Source organism: Burkholderia sp. AU16482 (assembly GCF_002223285.1).
GTDB classification, from domain to species: Bacteria; Pseudomonadota; Gammaproteobacteria; order Burkholderiales; family Burkholderiaceae; genus Burkholderia; species Burkholderia semiarida.
Genome location: NZ_NKEY01000009.1, coordinates 240,654 through 255,217, shown reverse-complemented (window position 1 = coordinate 255,217; position 14,564 = coordinate 240,654). Strand labels below are relative to the sequence as shown.

The window sequence follows — 14,564 nt, the reverse complement described above, 5'->3', positions numbered from 1 at the left end:
CGGGGCGCGCCGTTTCACGCACGGGCAGTCAGTGGCGCGGTTCGCGCTCCCGGCCGCCGACGACGGTGCCGGGCTCGGGATCACGCGCGGCGGGCTGCGTGGGCGTGACGGTCCGCTGGTGCGGATGCAGCACCATGCCCGTATCGTGTTCGCCGTCGCGGCGCACGCGCACGCGATTCTCGACGTCGCGCACGCCGAGGCAGCCGTCGGCCAGATCCTCGATGCCGTGCTTCATCCAGCGTACCGGCACCGTGCCGTCCAGCTCGACGCGACCGTCGGTCACCTGCACGGTGACGTCGCTCACGTCGATCTCCAGCGCATGCGCGAGCCGCTCGCATACGTCCTCGCGAATCCGCTCGTCCGAGCGCGTGTAGCCTTTCGGACCGCGGCGACGGCGCAGCGCATCGCGTTCGGCATCCCCGCCGAAACGCGACAGATCGGGGGCGCCGCCGTAGCGCGGGTCGCCGCCATCGCGCTCGCCGCCGTACCCGCTCATCCGGTGCTGGTCGCGCCATTCCGGGCGCTCGCCGCCATAGCGGCCTTCACGGCCCTCCACGCGGCGGCCCGGTTCGCCGTAGCCGCGCTCGGCGTCCCGCGCCGGCGGGCGCGCGCCGCCCTGCCGGTCCGCGTCGGCCGCGCCGCGCCGCTGCTCGGCCGGCCGCGCCGCGCGCTCGGTCCATTCGCTGCCCCAGTCTTCCGGGCCCACGTCCTCGCTCGCGAAGCGGCGGTAAGCCGATTCGTCGTCCTCTTCCGGCCATCGTGCCGGATCGTCCGGGATGCCGCGCTCGCCAGCGCCCCGGTACGCGCGCTCGTCGCGCGCGTGCCAGTCGGGCGGGCCGCCACGCTCGCCGTACCGTCCGGGATATCGTCGTTGCATCGTGTCTCTCCTTGATCGCCTGCGCCGCGCACGGCGCCAAGCCGCGTCGCCGCGCGCGTCGGTCGGGGCGACGCAAATCGCGTGCCGGCGTGGTTGCCGGACCGCGATGGTTGCGCGTCGCAGCGCGGGGACACCGTCAGGCGCCCCAATCTGCAACGCGATTGCAGTTTTTGCGCGCCGGGCGTCACGGCACGTCGTCCGGGTCGTCCGATTCGTCGATGCGGCCGGGCTCGCTCAACCGCTCGGTGCGGTCCGGCTCGATGTCGGCGCCCTCCTCGAGCGTCGAGTCGCCGTCCGCCGACGCACGCTCGCCGGTGCCCGCGCGGTCCGTGTCGGTGTCGAGCGACGCGTCGCCGCGTTCGAGCGCGTGGTCGTCCAGCGGCGAATCGACGTCGAACGGATGGCGCCGCGCGCCCGCCGTGTCGCTGCCGCTGTCGGACGAGTCGCTCGGGCCGAGCGCGCGGCCGTCGCGGCCGCGGCTGGCGTTGTCGTCATCCGGGCCGGCCGGTTCGTTGTCGGGATTCAGCGTGCTGTTCATGTCGGCCTCCTTGCCTGGCTTGCCGCCGGGCGATCGGCCGGATGGCCGCCGCCCGGCAGGCGTACTGCCCCGGTCGTGCAATCGGCATGCCGCGCCGGCCGCTGCCGCCCCGTCGTCGCCGGCACGCTGCACGGCACGGCCGATGCGCACCCATTGATCAGCTGAATCGAGTTCCTTTATTCTTTCGGACGTGCCAATCGACCGTATGGCCGCCACGGGCTTGCCCGGCGGCGGTCAGGCGGCGTGCGGCCCACCGCGTTTCCGACCTGCTGCCCCGATGAAGAAAGACGACGCCGATCTTCACCCGCATCCACCGCCCGCCAGCTCGCCCGGCGCGCGGGACCTGCTGCATCGCTTCGCCGAATTCCGGTTCCAGACCGTGGTGGAGTCGATCACCGACTACGCGGTGTTCATGCTCGACCCGCACGGCAACGTCGCGACCTGGAACGCCGGTGCTGAGCGCATCAAGGGCTACCGTGCCGCCGAGATCGTCGGCCACCATTTCTCGCGTTTCTACCCGGCCGACGCGGTCGCGGCGGGCCGGCCGGCGCACGGGCTCGCGCGGGCCGCCGCGCAGGGCCACTTCGAGGACGAAGGCTGGCGCGTGCGCAAGGACGGCACGCAGTTCTGGGCGAGCGTGACGATCACGCCGGTGTACGACGCGACGCATGCGCTGTGCGGCTTCATCAAGATCACGCGCGACATGACCGAGCGCAAGCGGCTCGAGGAGCTCGAAGCGTCGACGCGCCGGCTCAGCGTGTTCATCGCGATGCTCGCGCACGAGCTGCGCAATCATCTCGCGCCGCTGCGCAATTCGGTCGGCGTGCTGCAGAGCCTGCCCGATCCGCCGCCCATGCTCGCGCAGTGCCGCGACGCCGTACACCGCCAGGTCGGGCAACTGACGCGGCTCGTCGACGATCTGCTCGACGTCGGGCGCATCACGGCCGGCAAGGTCGAACTCGACGATCGCCCCACCACCGTGCGGGACATCGTGTGCCGCGGCGTCGAGAGCGTCCAGCCGAAACTGGCCGCGCGCGGACAGTGGATTCGCGTCGACCTGCCGGACGATTCCGTGGTGCTGCACGGCGACGACGCACGGCTCGTCCAGGTGTTGCACAACCTGCTCGACAACGCGTCGAAATTCTCGCCGCACGGCGGCCGGATCGACGTCGTCGCGCGTATCGAAGGGCCGTCGGTCGCGATCCGCGTCGTCGATCACGGCATGGGCATCGCCGCCGGCGCGCTCGAAACGATTTTCGATCTATTCGAACAGGAAGGCGCGACGGGCCGCTCCCCGTCCGGCGGTTTCGGGCTCGGTCTCGCGATCTGCCGGTCGTTCGTCGAACTGCACGGCGGGCGGATCGTCGCGGAGAGCGACGGCCCCGGCCACGGCGCGACGTTCACGGTATGGCTGCCGATCGCGCAGGTGGCCCGCGGCGGGCACGCCGCCGCGCCCGGGCCTGCCGCGCCCGCGCAGCCGGCCGTCGAGCCGCTGCGCATCGTCGTCGTCGACGACAACCGCGACTCGGCCGACACGCTCGCGGTGCTGCTGCAACTGAAAGGGCACGCGCCGCGCGTCGCATACAACGGGAACGAAGCGCTCGCGCTCGCCCGCGACTATGCACCGCACCTGATGATTCTCGACCTGACGATGCCGGACGTCGACGGCTTCACGCTGCTGCGCGAACTACGCGCGATCGACGCGCTGCGCGACACGACCTGCGTCGCGCTGTCCGGCCATGCGCGCGCATCCGATCTCGAGCGTACCGAAAGCGCGGGCTTCGACGACCATCTCGTGAAGCCCGTCGAGATGGCCGTCCTCGACGCGCTGCTGCAGCGCGTCGCGCGCGAGGTTCAGGGCACGCCGTAGCGCCTGTTCACGCTCAGGCCATCGCGCGGCACATCGCCGCGCACGCCTCGCATGCGAGCGCACAGCGGCGGCAATGCTCGTGCGCATGCCGCGAACACTCGGCCGCACACAGATCGCACGCGTGCGCGCACAGCGCGCAAATGCGCGGGGCGAGCCCGCTGCGGCGCGCCATCGCGCCCGACGCAAAGCGGCACAGCTGCGCGCATTCGATGTCGAGCGCGATGCACGTGGCCAACGCGTGCACGTCGCGCTCCGCGAGGCAGGCGGCGGAACAGGTGTCGCATGCGTGCGCGCAGGCGTCGCACGCGGCCATGCAGTTGTCGTACTGATCGTTCATAGCAGTGCTCCCGGTTTCGGTTTGCATCGTTTCGGTTCCTGTCGTCACGGCGTCAGCTTCACCTTCATCCAGCCCGGCTCGCGCACGTCGAACGCGCGATACGCATCGATCGCGTTCGTCAGCGGCTCGCTGCGCGTGAGCACCGACAGCGGGTCGAACGCACCGCTGCGCACGAGTTCGACGAGCGGCGGCGTGACCGTCCGGTGATTGCAGTTGCCCATCTTGATCGTGAGGTTGCGGTTCATCGCCTCGCCGATCGGAAACACGCGTGCGGCCGGCGGATACACGCCGATCACCGAGACCGTGCCGGCCTTCGCGACCGCGCGCACCGCCCATTGCAGCACCTGCGACGGCCCGTCGCCCGGCACCCAGTTGCGGCCGTCCGGCTTGCGGTGCGGCGCGACCGCGTCGACTTCCGCATCGAACGCGCGCGCGGCGTCGCGATCGGCCGCGGCCGGCCCGTGCGTCGCGCGCATCGCGTCGACGCCCACCGCGTCGATCACGCGATCGACGCCGATCCCGCCCGTCAGCCGCAATATCGTGTCCACCGGATCGTCCTCGGAAAAATCGACGGTCTCGGCGCCCTGCGCGCATGCCATCTCGAGCCGCGACGCGATGCGGTCGACCGCGATCACGCGCCCCGCGCCCATCAGCTTCGCGCTCGCGATCGCGAACTGGCCGACCGGCCCCGCGCCGAACACGGCGACCGTATCGCCCGGCTTCACTTCCGCGAGCTGCGCGCCGAAATAGCCGGTCGGGAAAATGTCCGACATCAGGATCGCGCGATCGTCGTCGATCGCATCGGGCAGCCGGATCAGGCTCGCGTGCGCAAGCGGCGTGCGCGCATATTCGGCCTGCAGCCCGTCGAACGGGCCCGTATCGGCCGGCCCGCCGAAGAACGCGGTGCCCGCGCGCGGCCCGCCCGGGTTCGCGACGTCGCACTGCGCGGTGTAGCCCGCGCGGCAGTACGCGCAACTGCCGCACGCGATCGTCGACGGAATCAGCACGCGATCGCCGCGCCGCAGGTTGCGCACGTCGCGCCCGACCGCCTCGACGATGCCGACACCTTCATGGCCGAGAATCGTGCCCGGCTTCATTCCGCCGAGCGTGCCGCGCACCATGTGCAGATCGGTGCCGCAGATCGCGCTGGCCGTCAGGCGCACGACCGCGTCGGTCGCCTCGGAGACTTCCGGATCGGGCACCGTGTCGATGCGAATGTCGCCGATGCCGTGGAATACGACTGCTTTCATGTCAGGCCCTCCTTGTCGAAAGCGGAAACGGTGAATGTGACCGTCGAGCCGATCGAGCAAGGGGTGCGCCTGTGCAGCGCGTGCGGCGCCGTGATGCGCGGAGCGGAAGTGCTTCGGTTTCGGGGAGGGATCGCGCCTGCGCGTCAGTCCGTCGGTGGGCTGTTGCCGCTGTTGTCGCTGTTGACGTCACGCGCGTTCGAGATCGCTTCGACGAGCTTCAGTTCGTCGTCGATCGACAGCGTCGTGTCGGTCACGTCGCCGCCCAGCGGCGCGAGCGCCGCGCTCAGCGCGTAGATGTCAAGCTGCGTCGCGGCCAGCCCGAGCGACACGGTGCCGGGGCGCGCCTTGCGCGCGACGCGGTCGGTCAGCGCATCGTCCACCGGCCGCTCGCGCCACGCGTCGAGCGACGATTCGATGCGCGCGACCACGCTGTCGAGCAGCGATCCGGACGACACGCGGCCCGTGTCGATTGCATGCGTGCGCAACTGTCCGTCGGTCGAGCACTCGACGATCACGACACCCGACAGCGCGACGACGTGCCGGTCGCGCAACGTGCCGAGTTCGGCCAGCGCGCGACGGGCCGCGTCGAGATCGGGATAGGACAACACGATCAGCGTGTTCATCGGCGACTCCATGCAATCGGATGGGCGTGCTCAGTGCGGCAGCCCGAACGCGGCCTTCAGGCTCGCGACGACCATCTGCATCGCGATGGCCGCGAGAATCATCCCCATCAGGCGCTGCGTGACGGCCGTCACGCGCGGCGACAGGTAATGGCCGATCACCGGCGCCGACAGCAGCGACGCGGCCAGCAGCACGAGAAACGCGCCGAGCCCGAGCGCGAACGCGAGTTCCTGCCCGGTCGCGACGGCACCGTGCCCGAGCACGATCATCGTCGCGATCGTGCCGGGGCCCACCAGCAACGGGATCGTCAACGGGTAGATCGCGACGCTTTCGGCGGCCGTCGGATCGGCGCCTTCGTCGCTGCCCGGCGCATGCTGGCGGCTCGGCGCACCATGCAGCATCGACAGCGCGATCAGCAGCACCAGCAGCCCGCCCGCGAGGCGGAAATCGTCGATCGTCAAACCGAACACGCGCAGGATCGCGCCGCCCGCGACGGCCGACACGATGCAGCCGACCGTCACGCCGATCGCGGCCGTGAGCGCGACCTTGCGGCGCACGCCGTCCGCCGCGCCTTCGGTCAGCGACAGGAACACCGGGATGTTCGCGATCGGGTTCATGATCGCGAACAGCGCCGCGAACACCTTGACGGAAAAGGTCAGGTCGAAGGCCACAGGGTCGCTCCCGTCTCGCGCGGCAAGTGAAACGCCCACGCCGGTTCGTTTTCGATGCGCGGCGCACGCCATGCTGATACGATCCACGCACGACGTTCAATCACGACGGAGGGCCCCGATCGATGCAAGCCACCGACACTTTCATGGGTCACGAGATTCGCGTCGACGCGACGCGCAACGCGAACGGCGCGTGGGTTGCGCAGGTGCGGATCTTCCGCGACGGCGCGCCCGTCGATCTGCCCGCGCCCGAACTCGTCACGCCCGAATGGCTGACATGCGACGAAGCGCTGCGCGGCGGTATCGACCAGGGGCGCGTGATGATCCGGACGCGCGACCGGTAACCGCACCCGGCTCATCCGCGCAGCGTCGGCCGGCATCGCACGATGCAGGTCACGCATCGAAATCGAGGTCGCCGATCAGGATCTCGCGATCGCGCTGCGTCCGGGTGCTGAAATCGACCGGCAACTCCATCTGCCAGCGCTCGATCGTGACCGGCAGCGCCGCGAGATAGCGATCGAAGCGGCTGTGATCGGGCTCGGCCAGCAGACCGGCGATCGCGTCGTCGCGCCACGCGAGCCGCGCGTTCAGCCGGTTCGGCAGGCCGACCGTCGACGTGAGGCCGATCACGTCGACACAGGTCGGGCTGCCCTGCCCGTCGTGCGGCACGACGTCGACCTTCACTTCCCCGCGTTGATACAGGCCACGCAGGCGCGTCGCGATGCGCGGCGCAAACTCGGTTTCGAAACGGGCACGAACGTCGGGGTTCATCTCGCCTCCATTCATGATTCGGTGTGTATCGTCATGCTGCTTTCATGCGGAAGCCATCTGCCGCTCGAGCGCTGCTTCGGCCTTCAGGTTGTCGAGATCGCGGGCCATCGTCGCGACCGCGAGCCGCGTGTTGCCGCGCCAGTACGCGATCGAGCAGTCGTGCGCGCCGAGGTCGCCGTCGATCTCGACGCGATCCCATTGCGCCGCATGCCCGACATAGCGGATCGTCACGTCGTAATGCTGGCTCCAGAAAAACGGCACCGCGTCGAACGGCCGCTGCTGGCCGAGCATGTTGCGCGCGGCGACGATGCCCTGCCGCTCGGCGACGACCCAGTGCTCGACGCGAATCCGCTCGCCCGTCAGCGGATCGGGCCAGCGCGCGATATCGCCGGCCGCATGGATACCAGGCGCGCTCGTCTGCAGGAAGCGGTCGACCGTGACACCGCGTTCGACGGCGAGCCCCGCGTCCTGCGCGAGCGCGACGTTCGGATGCACGCCGATGCCGACCAGCACGACGTCGGCCGGCAGCACGTCGCCGCTCGACAGCGTCACGCTGTCCGGCCCGATCCGCGCGGGCGTCGCGCCGAGATGGAATACGACGCCGTGCGCTTCGTGCAGCGCCTTGATCGTGTCGCCGAGCGCATCGCCGAGCACGCGGCCCATCGGATGCGGGTCGGGCGCGACCACATGCACGTCGAGCCCGCGCGTGCGCAACGCGGCGGCCGCTTCGAGCCCGATGAAGCTCGCGCCAACCACCACGCAGCGGCGCGCCGTTTTCAGCCTGGCGATCAGCGCGTCGCAATCGGCGCGCGAGCGCAACGTACACACGTGCGGCAGATCGGCGCCCGGCACGTTCAGCCGGTTCGGTTCGGCGCCCGTGGCAAGCAGCAGCGCGCCGTACTCGATACGGCTGCCGTCGGCGAGCTCGACCGCGCGTTGCGCCGGATCGATGCGCGCGACCCGCGTGTTGCAGCGCACGTCGATGCGCTGGTCGGTATAGAACGACGGCGCGCGCAACGGCAGCCAGTCGGCCTGCGCCGTGCCCGCGAGGTAATCCTTCGACAGATTCGGCCGGTCGTACGGCGGATCGGCATCGGCGCTCAGCAGCGTGATCGCATGCGGATAGCCTTCCTGCCGCAGCGTCACGGCCGCCGCGATCGCAGCGGCGCCGCCGCCGACGATCACGACCGACGCGGGCAGCCCGCTCGTCTCCAACGCAGGCGGCACGGCGGCCGGCCGCGCATCGAGTACGACCGCGCGGCCATCGCGCCGCTCGACGCGCCAGCACGGCAGCCCGTCGAGCGCCGGCGCGCGCTCCATCTCGCCGGTGCGCAGGCAGAACGCCGCGTGATGCCACGGACAGCGAATCGTGTCGCCGACCAGCAGGCCCTTGGCCAGCGGGCCGCCATAGTGCGGGCATTGCGCGCCCACCGCGAACAGTTCGTCGCCGCGGCGCACGAGCAGCACCGCCGCGTCGCCGACATGGCCCTCGATCATCGCGCCGTCGGCGAGATCGTCGAGCGCGATCCCTTGGGTGAGATCGGGCGAGGACGCAGCATCGCTTCCAGTCATGACGTGGCTCCCGAAAAGTCAGGTGACGATCCCATTATCGGCATTCGTCCTGAAAAGAAACAGGTACAGACGCCCCGCAGCGCACGCAAACGCGGACTGTAGCTTGCACGCGCTCCATGACCGGCGTGGAACGTGGTCGACGTTGCGTCGCAACACGCCGGCCGCGCTGCGACGGGGCGCGCAAGCCGCGCCGCACGCCGCGGCGCGCTCAGTCGATGCACGATGCGACTAGCTTGCCGATGACGACAACCGCCTGCTCGATCTCCTGCGACCACGGGCTGCTGTAGTTCAGGCGGATGAAGTTCTGGTAGTTGTCCGTGATCGAGAACATGTAGCCGGGGCCGATCGTGATCCCCTGCTCCAGCGCGAGCTGGTACAGCCGCATCGCATCGACCTGCGCGGGCAGCTCGACCCACAGCACGTACCCGCCCGCCGGGCTCGAAATGCGCGTGCCCTCCGGAAAGAACCGCGACACCATCGCGCGCATCAGGTTCGCCTGCTGCGCATACGCCTTGCGAATCCGCCGCAGGTGATGCTCGTAGCCGTCGCGTTCGAGAAACTCCGCGATCGCGAGTTGCGGCAACGACGGCGTCGCCAGCGTATTCAGGAACTTCAGCTTCTCGACCTGTTCGCGATAGCGACCCGGCAGTGCCCAGCCGATCCGGTACGCGGCCGTCAGGCTCTTCGAGAACGACGAACAGTGCAGCACGATGCCATGGCGGTCGAACGACTTCAGCATGCTCGGATGCGTGTTGCCGAAATACAGTTCGTTGTACACGCCGTTCTCGATGATCGGCAGGTCGGCCTTCGTTGCGAATTCGACCAGTTCGCGTTTTCGCTCGTCCGGCATCTGAAAGCCCAGCGGGTTCTGGAAATTCGGCATCACCATGCACGCGGCGATCGGCTGCGACTTCGCGATCGCGGCCAACGCCGCGATGTCGATCCCGTATTCCGGATGCGTCGCCACCTCGATCGCCTTCATCCCCATCCGCTCGATCGCGTGCAGCATCGCGTAGAACGTCGGCGACTCCACCGCGATCGTGTCGCCCGGCTTCGCCACCGCCTGCAGGCACAGGTTGATCGCCTCCGTCGCGCCGACCGTCACGATGATCTCGTTCGGGTCCACCGACATCCCGTTTTCCAGGTAGCGGCGTGCGATCTGCCGGATCAGCCGCGGGTGGCCCGGCGGCAGCCCGTCGGTCACGCCCCACAGCGACTTGTCGCGGCCGGCCGCATACGCGTAGCGGTTCAGCTTCTCGAACGGAAACAGGCTCGGGTCCGGATACGGCGAACCCAGCGGCACCGCGTCGTCCGTGCCGATCGAGCGCAGCGTCGACAGCACGAGCCGGCTCACGTCGACCGACGACGAGATCGCGATCGGCTTCGACGGCCGCAGCTCGCGCACCGGCGCATGGCCGTCGTCGCGCCGCAGGTTCACGAAATAGCCGGACTGCGGACGGCTTTCGAGCAGCCCGCGGCTTTCCAGCAGCAGATACGCATGCAGCACCGTCGTGATGCTGATCCGGTGCTGCTGGCTCGCCTGCCGCACCGACGGCACGCGATCGCCGTGCCGATATACCCCTTGCCGAATGAGTCGCTCTACGTCGTTCGCAAATTTCTCGTAGAGCTTCATCCGCCTCGCCCCGCGAGCGATGAACCGGCTTGCGCGGCATGGACGGCACGGCCGCGCCGACGCACGAAGCCGGATAGCCGTCGCCGGGTGCGGGTGTCCCGGCTGGAACCTCGTCCGTTACCGAAGTTGAAGGCGAATAGCAATGCGAATCTCATGAAGACAAGGTTCGGCATCCTACTGCGTCATTTCGGCGAATGTAAGTGACAGTTTGGCGGGGAAACGGCAATTCCGGCCGGCGTGGTGAACAGATGCGAATGCGACGGCGCGGCCCGCCCATGAATGCGCGGGCCCGCTCGCCCTTACGCGTCGTCGACGTTGTCCGCGTAGTGGTCGATCGCGACCTTGCACTCGTCGAACACCACCGTCAGCAGCGCGACGTCGTTCGACTCGAGCCACTTGCGGATCTGCAGGAACTGGCCGGTGCCGAGATCGGCGAGGCGGCCCGGATCGTCGGTCGTCACGTCGACGCTCGCGATCGCGCGGTTGCCGGGTAACGGCGACAGCGTCGCCGCGATGTCGAAGCGCCGGTACGATTGATCGATGCGCATGCGGTTCTCCCGAATCGGTTCGAAAGGTGCGCGCTCAGCCGAGCGCCTGGCGAAAGACCTTGCCGCCGAATCCCGTCACGACGTTGTTGACCGAGAACGGCGTGTCCTCCTTCGCTTCGAGAATGACCGCGACGCTGCCGGGCACGAGCCGCGCCGCGACCGTCTCGACGAACGTGCCGTCGAGCAGCGCGTTGCCGGCCGCCTGCGCGAGAATGCCGGCACCCGCGCCGGCCGCCATGCCGGTCACCACGCCGAGCGGCCCGGCGAGCAGGCCGAGCAACCCACCCGCGAGCGCGCCGATCACGCCGCCCTTGAACGGCCGCGATTCGGCGTCGAGCACCGCGAGCTTGCCGTTCGCGTCCTTCTCGACGACGATGCCATTCTCGATGTGGAATCCTTCGCTCTTCTCCGACAGCGCGTCGAAATCGTGCGCGGCCTGGCGGGCCGTCTCGACGCTGCCGAACACGGCGACGATCAATTGTCTGGTCATGCAACACCTCGCGTGATTGAATGAGGGTGGAGCCGCCGCGCCGTGCACGGCGTGTCGGGCTTCGCTTCGGACGCCGCCCGCGCGTTATCGGCTGGCATGCACGTCGTCCTCGACATCGTCGACGTCCGCCGGAAAGCGATGCTGGCCGAAGCTCAGGATCAGCACGCCGACCGCGAGCAGCACGATCCCGAAGGTCGTCATCAGCATCCGCTCGGGGCTGTCGGTCGCGCCGCGCAGGATCAGGTCGCGCGCGAGCGACGTCATCGCGATGAATAGCGGGAACCGCACCGGCAACCGGCCGAGCCGCAGGTAGCGCAAGTCCATCGCGAGCACTTCCAGATACAGGAACATCAGCAGCAGGTCGGTCAGCGACACCTCGCCCGCGAGCACGACCTTCCACGCCTCCTGCGCCATCGCGAACGCGGTCGCGAGCCCGATCACGACCAGCCCGGCCAACTCGGCCGCATGAAGGAAATGGCCGAAGCGGCGGCGGATGCGTTCGGCGGCCGTATCGGCGGATGCAGTGGATGTATTCAACGCGCTCATAGTGTCGTAGGTGCCGCGATCGACGCGCCGTCGCCGCGGCAAGGGATCTCGGGGAACGGAAAGCCCGCGCCGGACGGCCCGCCGTGCCCGACGATTGCACCGAAAATACGCATCGCTTCCAAAAGGTTCATCATGATGACCGTCGCCGGGCGGAGCGAACCCAATCTACTGCATGCGCCACGCCCGCTCAAGAGCACAGCGTCGCCGGCTTCAGGAGTACAGCTGCACGCGCGCCGCGCCCAATCGGACCTCGATCAACCCATTCGAATGACAGATCGTCGATACGTGTTCCAAAGACCCGCCGAAGCTGCTAGATTGCATGCTCGACGACGTTACGCGGTGCAGGCGGTCACGCGCCGGGCGAACGCGCGGCCCCCACGTCTGCCTCCCCTTCGCGCCGGGGGGCCGGCCGCCGCAGCGGCCCGTTGCGCGATGCCCGCGCAACGTCCTTCATCCGCACGTCACAAAGAGATCAGTCGCATGACACAGTCCAACCGTTCGCCTTCGCGCGCCGCGGCTGCCGCGGCCCGTCCGTCCCGACATGACTGACCGGCAGGCCGCGATGCAAACCAACCGCCCCCCGCTTTCCCAGGCCGTCCACAGCCCGATCACGCGCAGCGCGATCTTTCTCGTGGCGACGATCAATCCCGGCGCCGATCACGCCGACACGATCCGTTCATGGTGCGGCGACATCGCCGCGCTCGTGCGCTCGGTCGGCAAGCGCGTGCCGGGCGGCAACCTCACGTGCGTATGCGGCTTCGGCTCCGATGCATGGGATGCGCTGTTCGGCGAGCCGCGCCCCGCGTCGCTGCATCCGTTCCGCGAATTCGGCGCCGGCCAGCGCGTCGCCATCGCGACGCCCGGCGACATCCTGCTGCACATCCGCGCCGAAGCGATGGACCTGTGCTTCGAGCTCGCGACGCAACTGCTCGGCGCGCTCGGCGATGCGGTCACGGTCGTCGACGAGGTGCACGGCTTCCGCAATTTCGACCAGCGCGCGATGATCGGCTTCGTCGACGGCACCGAGAACCCGGAAGGCCGCGAGGCCGTCGACTTCACGGTGATCGGCGACGAGGACGCCGAATTCGCGGGCGGCAGCTACGTGCTCGTGCAGAAGTACCTGCACGACATGGCCGGCTGGAACGCGCTCGCGGTCGAGACGCAGGAGCGCATCATCGGCCGCACCAAACTGTCCGACATCGAGCTCGCGCCGGATGTGAAGCCGTCGTGCTCGCACAGCTCGCTGACCACGCTCGACGAGGGCGGCCAGGAAGTGAAGATCCTGCGCGACAACATGCCGTTCGGGCGCCCGGGCGCCGGCGAATTCGGCACCTATTTCATCGGCTATGCGCGCTCGCCGGCGCCGATCGAGCAGATGCTCGAGAACATGTTCGTCGGCCGCCCGCCCGGCAACTACGACCGCCTGCTCGACTACAGCCGCGCGGTCACCGGCTCGCTGTTCTTCGTGCCGTCGGCCGACCTGCTCGAAGCGCTCGCCGACCGCGCGGCGCCGGCCGCCGACGCCGCCCAACCGGAATCCACGCCGCCCGCGCCTTGCGCACCGCAGCGCGACGGCTCGCTGAACATCGGCTCGCTGAAAGGAACCCCGACCTATGAATAACCTGCACCGCGAACTCGCCCCGATCTCGTCGTCCGCCTGGGAACAAATCGAGGAGGAAGTGGCGCGCACCTTCAAACGCTCGGTGGCCGGGCGCCGCGTCGTCGACGTCGAGGGCCCCGCAGGCCCCGAACTGTCGGCCGTCGGCACCGGGCACCTGCTCGACGTCGCCGCGCCGCGCGAGCTCGTGAACGCGCGGCTGCGCGAAGCGCGCACGATCGTCGAGCTGACGGTGCCGTTCGAGCTGAGCCGCGACGCAATCGACAGCGTCGAGCGCGGCGCGCGCGACGCCGACTGGCAGCCGGCGAAGGAAGCCGCACAGCGGCTCGCGTTCGCCGAGGACGGCGCGATCTTCGACGGCTACCACGCGGCTGGCATCGTCGGCATCCGCGAAGGCACGTCGAACCGCAGGCTCACGCTACCGGCTGACGTCGGCGCGTACCCGGACGCGATCAGCGACGCGCTGGAAGCGCTGCGCCTCGCCGGCGTCGACGGCCCGTACTCGGTCGTGCTCGGGTCGGACGCGTACACCGCGCTCAGCGAAGCGCGCGACCAGGGCTATCCGGTCCTCGGCCATATCAAGCGCATCGTCAGCGGCGAGATCATCTGGGCGCCGGCGATCAGCGGCGGCTGCGTGCTGTCCACGCGCGGCGGCGATTACGAGCTGCACCTCGGGGAAGACGTGTCGATCGGCTACACGAGCCACACCGACAAGAGCGTCCGCCTGTACCTGCGCGAAACGTTCACGTTCCTGATGCTGACGAGCGAGGCATCGGTGGCCGTGGCGCCGCAGGGCAACGCGGCCGCCTGAGCGCGGTTGCCGGCGCGCGGTGCCCGCCCGGGCGCCGCACGCGACGGCCGCCCCGCCGGCCGCAGGTTCGTCGCCGATCCAGCCCATCTTGCATGGAGAATGTCGTGAGCGAATCAAATGACGCATTACAGACGCTGCAGGCGTCCGTCGCGACCCTGAAGCAGACGGTCGACGCCAACGCGAGCCGCCAGGCCGGCGACACCGCCGTGCTGTTTACCGTCGTGTCGCTGATGCTGGCCGAGCTGCCGCCCGACACGCGCAACCTGATCGAGGATTCGTTCTCCGTCTGGGCCAATGGTCTGCCGAATGCGGCACTGTCCGCCGACGTGAAACAGATCGCACGGCAACGGCTCGCGATGAACCTGTCGGACTGATCGCGGCTCACCATGGTTGCGCGATGCCCGGCGTCTACCG

The 14,564-nt window shown here is 69.4% G+C and carries 18 protein-coding genes; 5 read left to right on the top strand and 13 right to left on the bottom strand.

What is annotated here, in order from left to right; all coding sequences use genetic code 11:
- Positions 1 to 28 precede the first annotated feature (28 nt).
- Positions 29 to 877 carry a BON domain-containing protein gene (locus tag CFB35_RS31645; protein WP_089466122.1) on the bottom strand — a complete coding sequence of 283 codons (849 nt, stop codon included), beginning with the start codon at positions 875 to 877 and terminating at the stop codon, positions 29 to 31.
- Between the two features lie 184 nt (positions 878 to 1,061).
- Positions 1,062 to 1,415, bottom strand: a complete 354-nt coding sequence (locus tag CFB35_RS31640; protein WP_059637110.1) for a hypothetical protein — start codon at positions 1,413 to 1,415, stop codon at positions 1,062 to 1,064.
- A gap of 277 nt (positions 1,416 to 1,692) precedes the next feature.
- Between CFB35_RS31640 and CFB35_RS31635 the strand changes: the two genes are divergently transcribed.
- Positions 1,693 to 3,285: an ATP-binding protein gene (locus tag CFB35_RS31635; RefSeq protein ID WP_089466121.1), complete on the top strand. Its 1,593-nt coding sequence runs from the start codon at positions 1,693 to 1,695 to the stop codon at positions 3,283 to 3,285.
- Positions 3,286 to 3,298: 13 nt separating this feature from the next.
- Here the strand turns inward: CFB35_RS31635 and CFB35_RS31630 are convergent, their stop codons facing one another.
- The 4 genes from CFB35_RS31630 to CFB35_RS31615 all read right to left on the bottom strand — a co-directional run bounded on the left by CFB35_RS31630 (position 3,299) and on the right by CFB35_RS31615 (position 6,164).
- Positions 3,299 to 3,622, bottom strand: a complete 324-nt coding sequence (locus CFB35_RS31630; protein ID WP_179231823.1) for a four-helix bundle copper-binding protein — start codon at positions 3,620 to 3,622, stop codon at positions 3,299 to 3,301.
- A 44-nt stretch (positions 3,623 to 3,666) separates the two neighbouring features.
- Positions 3,667 to 4,872: a zinc-dependent alcohol dehydrogenase gene (locus CFB35_RS31625; RefSeq protein ID WP_089466119.1), complete on the bottom strand. Its 1,206-nt coding sequence runs from the start codon at positions 4,870 to 4,872 to the stop codon at positions 3,667 to 3,669.
- Between the two features lie 143 nt (positions 4,873 to 5,015).
- Entirely contained in the window at positions 5,016 to 5,495 is a 480-nt protein-coding gene (locus tag CFB35_RS31620) for a hypothetical protein (RefSeq protein WP_089466239.1), read from the bottom strand.
- A 30-nt stretch (positions 5,496 to 5,525) separates the two neighbouring features.
- Entirely contained in the window at positions 5,526 to 6,164 is a 639-nt protein-coding gene (locus tag CFB35_RS31615; protein ID WP_089466118.1) for a MarC family protein, read from the bottom strand.
- Between the two features lie 122 nt (positions 6,165 to 6,286).
- Between CFB35_RS31615 and CFB35_RS31610 the strand changes: the two genes are divergently transcribed.
- Positions 6,287 to 6,505 (top strand): DUF6566 family protein, encoded by a 219-nt coding sequence (locus tag CFB35_RS31610; protein WP_059574987.1) that lies wholly within the window; start codon positions 6,287 to 6,289, stop codon positions 6,503 to 6,505.
- Positions 6,506 to 6,554: 49 nt separating this feature from the next.
- On the opposite strand, the gene CFB35_RS31605 is transcribed toward CFB35_RS31610, so the two are convergent.
- The 7 genes from CFB35_RS31605 to CFB35_RS35180 all read right to left on the bottom strand — a co-directional run bounded on the left by CFB35_RS31605 (position 6,555) and on the right by CFB35_RS35180 (position 11,855).
- Positions 6,555 to 6,932: a DUF5594 family protein gene (locus CFB35_RS31605; RefSeq protein WP_089466117.1), complete on the bottom strand. Its 378-nt coding sequence runs from the start codon at positions 6,930 to 6,932 to the stop codon at positions 6,555 to 6,557.
- Positions 6,933 to 6,974: 42 nt separating this feature from the next.
- Positions 6,975 to 8,504 carry an FAD-dependent oxidoreductase gene (locus tag CFB35_RS31600; protein ID WP_089466116.1) on the bottom strand — a complete coding sequence of 510 codons (1,530 nt, stop codon included), beginning with the start codon at positions 8,502 to 8,504 and terminating at the stop codon, positions 6,975 to 6,977.
- 208 nt (positions 8,505 to 8,712) lie between these two features.
- The gene (locus CFB35_RS31595; RefSeq protein ID WP_089466115.1) at positions 8,713 to 10,137 is read right to left on the bottom strand and encodes a PLP-dependent aminotransferase family protein; all 1,425 of its coding nucleotides are present in this window, start codon (positions 10,135 to 10,137) and stop codon (positions 8,713 to 8,715) included.
- A gap of 299 nt (positions 10,138 to 10,436) precedes the next feature.
- Positions 10,437 to 10,685, bottom strand: a complete 249-nt coding sequence (locus CFB35_RS31590; protein WP_006481293.1) for a hypothetical protein — start codon at positions 10,683 to 10,685, stop codon at positions 10,437 to 10,439.
- 34 nt (positions 10,686 to 10,719) lie between these two features.
- Entirely contained in the window at positions 10,720 to 11,175 is a 456-nt protein-coding gene (locus tag CFB35_RS31585) for a DUF1269 domain-containing protein (RefSeq protein ID WP_089466114.1), read from the bottom strand.
- 84 nt (positions 11,176 to 11,259) lie between these two features.
- Positions 11,260 to 11,712 (bottom strand): phosphate-starvation-inducible protein PsiE, encoded by a 453-nt coding sequence (locus CFB35_RS31580; RefSeq protein ID WP_059642901.1) that lies wholly within the window; start codon positions 11,710 to 11,712, stop codon positions 11,260 to 11,262.
- Positions 11,713 to 11,717: 5 nt separating this feature from the next.
- Complete coding sequence (locus CFB35_RS35180; RefSeq protein ID WP_179231822.1) at positions 11,718 to 11,855, bottom strand: hypothetical protein; 138 nt, start codon at positions 11,853 to 11,855, stop codon at positions 11,718 to 11,720.
- 407 nt (positions 11,856 to 12,262) lie between these two features.
- Between CFB35_RS35180 and CFB35_RS31575 the strand changes: the two genes are divergently transcribed.
- From CFB35_RS31575 to CFB35_RS31565, 3 genes are all read left to right on the top strand, one after another.
- Positions 12,263 to 13,342, top strand: coding sequence for a Dyp-type peroxidase (locus CFB35_RS31575; RefSeq protein ID WP_089466112.1), 1,080 nt, complete (start codon positions 12,263 to 12,265; stop codon positions 13,340 to 13,342).
- Complete coding sequence (locus CFB35_RS31570) at positions 13,335 to 14,150, top strand: family 1 encapsulin nanocompartment shell protein (protein ID WP_089466111.1); 816 nt, start codon at positions 13,335 to 13,337, stop codon at positions 14,148 to 14,150. The genes CFB35_RS31575 and CFB35_RS31570 overlap by 8 nt, the downstream gene beginning before the upstream one ends.
- A gap of 104 nt (positions 14,151 to 14,254) precedes the next feature.
- Positions 14,255 to 14,524: a hypothetical protein gene (locus CFB35_RS31565; RefSeq protein WP_089466238.1), complete on the top strand. Its 270-nt coding sequence runs from the start codon at positions 14,255 to 14,257 to the stop codon at positions 14,522 to 14,524.
- The last annotated feature ends 40 nt before the right edge of the window (positions 14,525 to 14,564 follow it).

What these genes read in the sequence shown, in the direction of transcription:
- CFB35_RS31620 (WP_089466239.1), bottom strand. Translation starts at nt 5,495, where the DNA reads ATGAACACGCTGATCGTGTTGTCCTATCCCGATCTCGACGCGGCCCGT.
- CFB35_RS31645 (WP_089466122.1), bottom strand. Translation starts at nt 877, where the DNA reads ATGCAACGACGATATCCCGGACGGTACGGCGAGCGTGGCGGCCCGCCC.
- CFB35_RS31590 (WP_006481293.1), bottom strand. Translation starts at nt 10,685, where the DNA reads ATGCGCATCGATCAATCGTACCGGCGCTTCGACATCGCGGCGACGCTG.
- CFB35_RS31635 (WP_089466121.1), top strand. Translation starts at nt 1,693, where the DNA reads ATGAAGAAAGACGACGCCGATCTTCACCCGCATCCACCGCCCGCCAGC.
- CFB35_RS31630 (WP_179231823.1), bottom strand. Translation starts at nt 3,622, where the DNA reads ATGAACGATCAGTACGACAACTGCATGGCCGCGTGCGACGCCTGCGCG.
- CFB35_RS31575 (WP_089466112.1), top strand. Translation starts at nt 12,263, where the DNA reads ATGACTGACCGGCAGGCCGCGATGCAAACCAACCGCCCCCCGCTTTCC.
- CFB35_RS31600 (WP_089466116.1), bottom strand. Translation starts at nt 8,504, where the DNA reads ATGACTGGAAGCGATGCTGCGTCCTCGCCCGATCTCACCCAAGGGATC.
- CFB35_RS31640 (WP_059637110.1), bottom strand. Translation starts at nt 1,415, where the DNA reads ATGAACAGCACGCTGAATCCCGACAACGAACCGGCCGGCCCGGATGAC.
- CFB35_RS31610 (WP_059574987.1), top strand. Translation starts at nt 6,287, where the DNA reads ATGCAAGCCACCGACACTTTCATGGGTCACGAGATTCGCGTCGACGCG.
- CFB35_RS31585 (WP_089466114.1), bottom strand. Translation starts at nt 11,175, where the DNA reads ATGACCAGACAATTGATCGTCGCCGTGTTCGGCAGCGTCGAGACGGCC.
- CFB35_RS31595 (WP_089466115.1), bottom strand. Translation starts at nt 10,137, where the DNA reads ATGAAGCTCTACGAGAAATTTGCGAACGACGTAGAGCGACTCATTCGG.
- CFB35_RS31570 (WP_089466111.1), top strand. Translation starts at nt 13,335, where the DNA reads ATGAATAACCTGCACCGCGAACTCGCCCCGATCTCGTCGTCCGCCTGG.
- CFB35_RS31605 (WP_089466117.1), bottom strand. Translation starts at nt 6,932, where the DNA reads ATGAACCCCGACGTTCGTGCCCGTTTCGAAACCGAGTTTGCGCCGCGC.
- CFB35_RS35180 (WP_179231822.1), bottom strand. Translation starts at nt 11,855, where the DNA reads ATGATGAACCTTTTGGAAGCGATGCGTATTTTCGGTGCAATCGTCGGG.
- CFB35_RS31625 (WP_089466119.1), bottom strand. Translation starts at nt 4,872, where the DNA reads ATGAAAGCAGTCGTATTCCACGGCATCGGCGACATTCGCATCGACACG.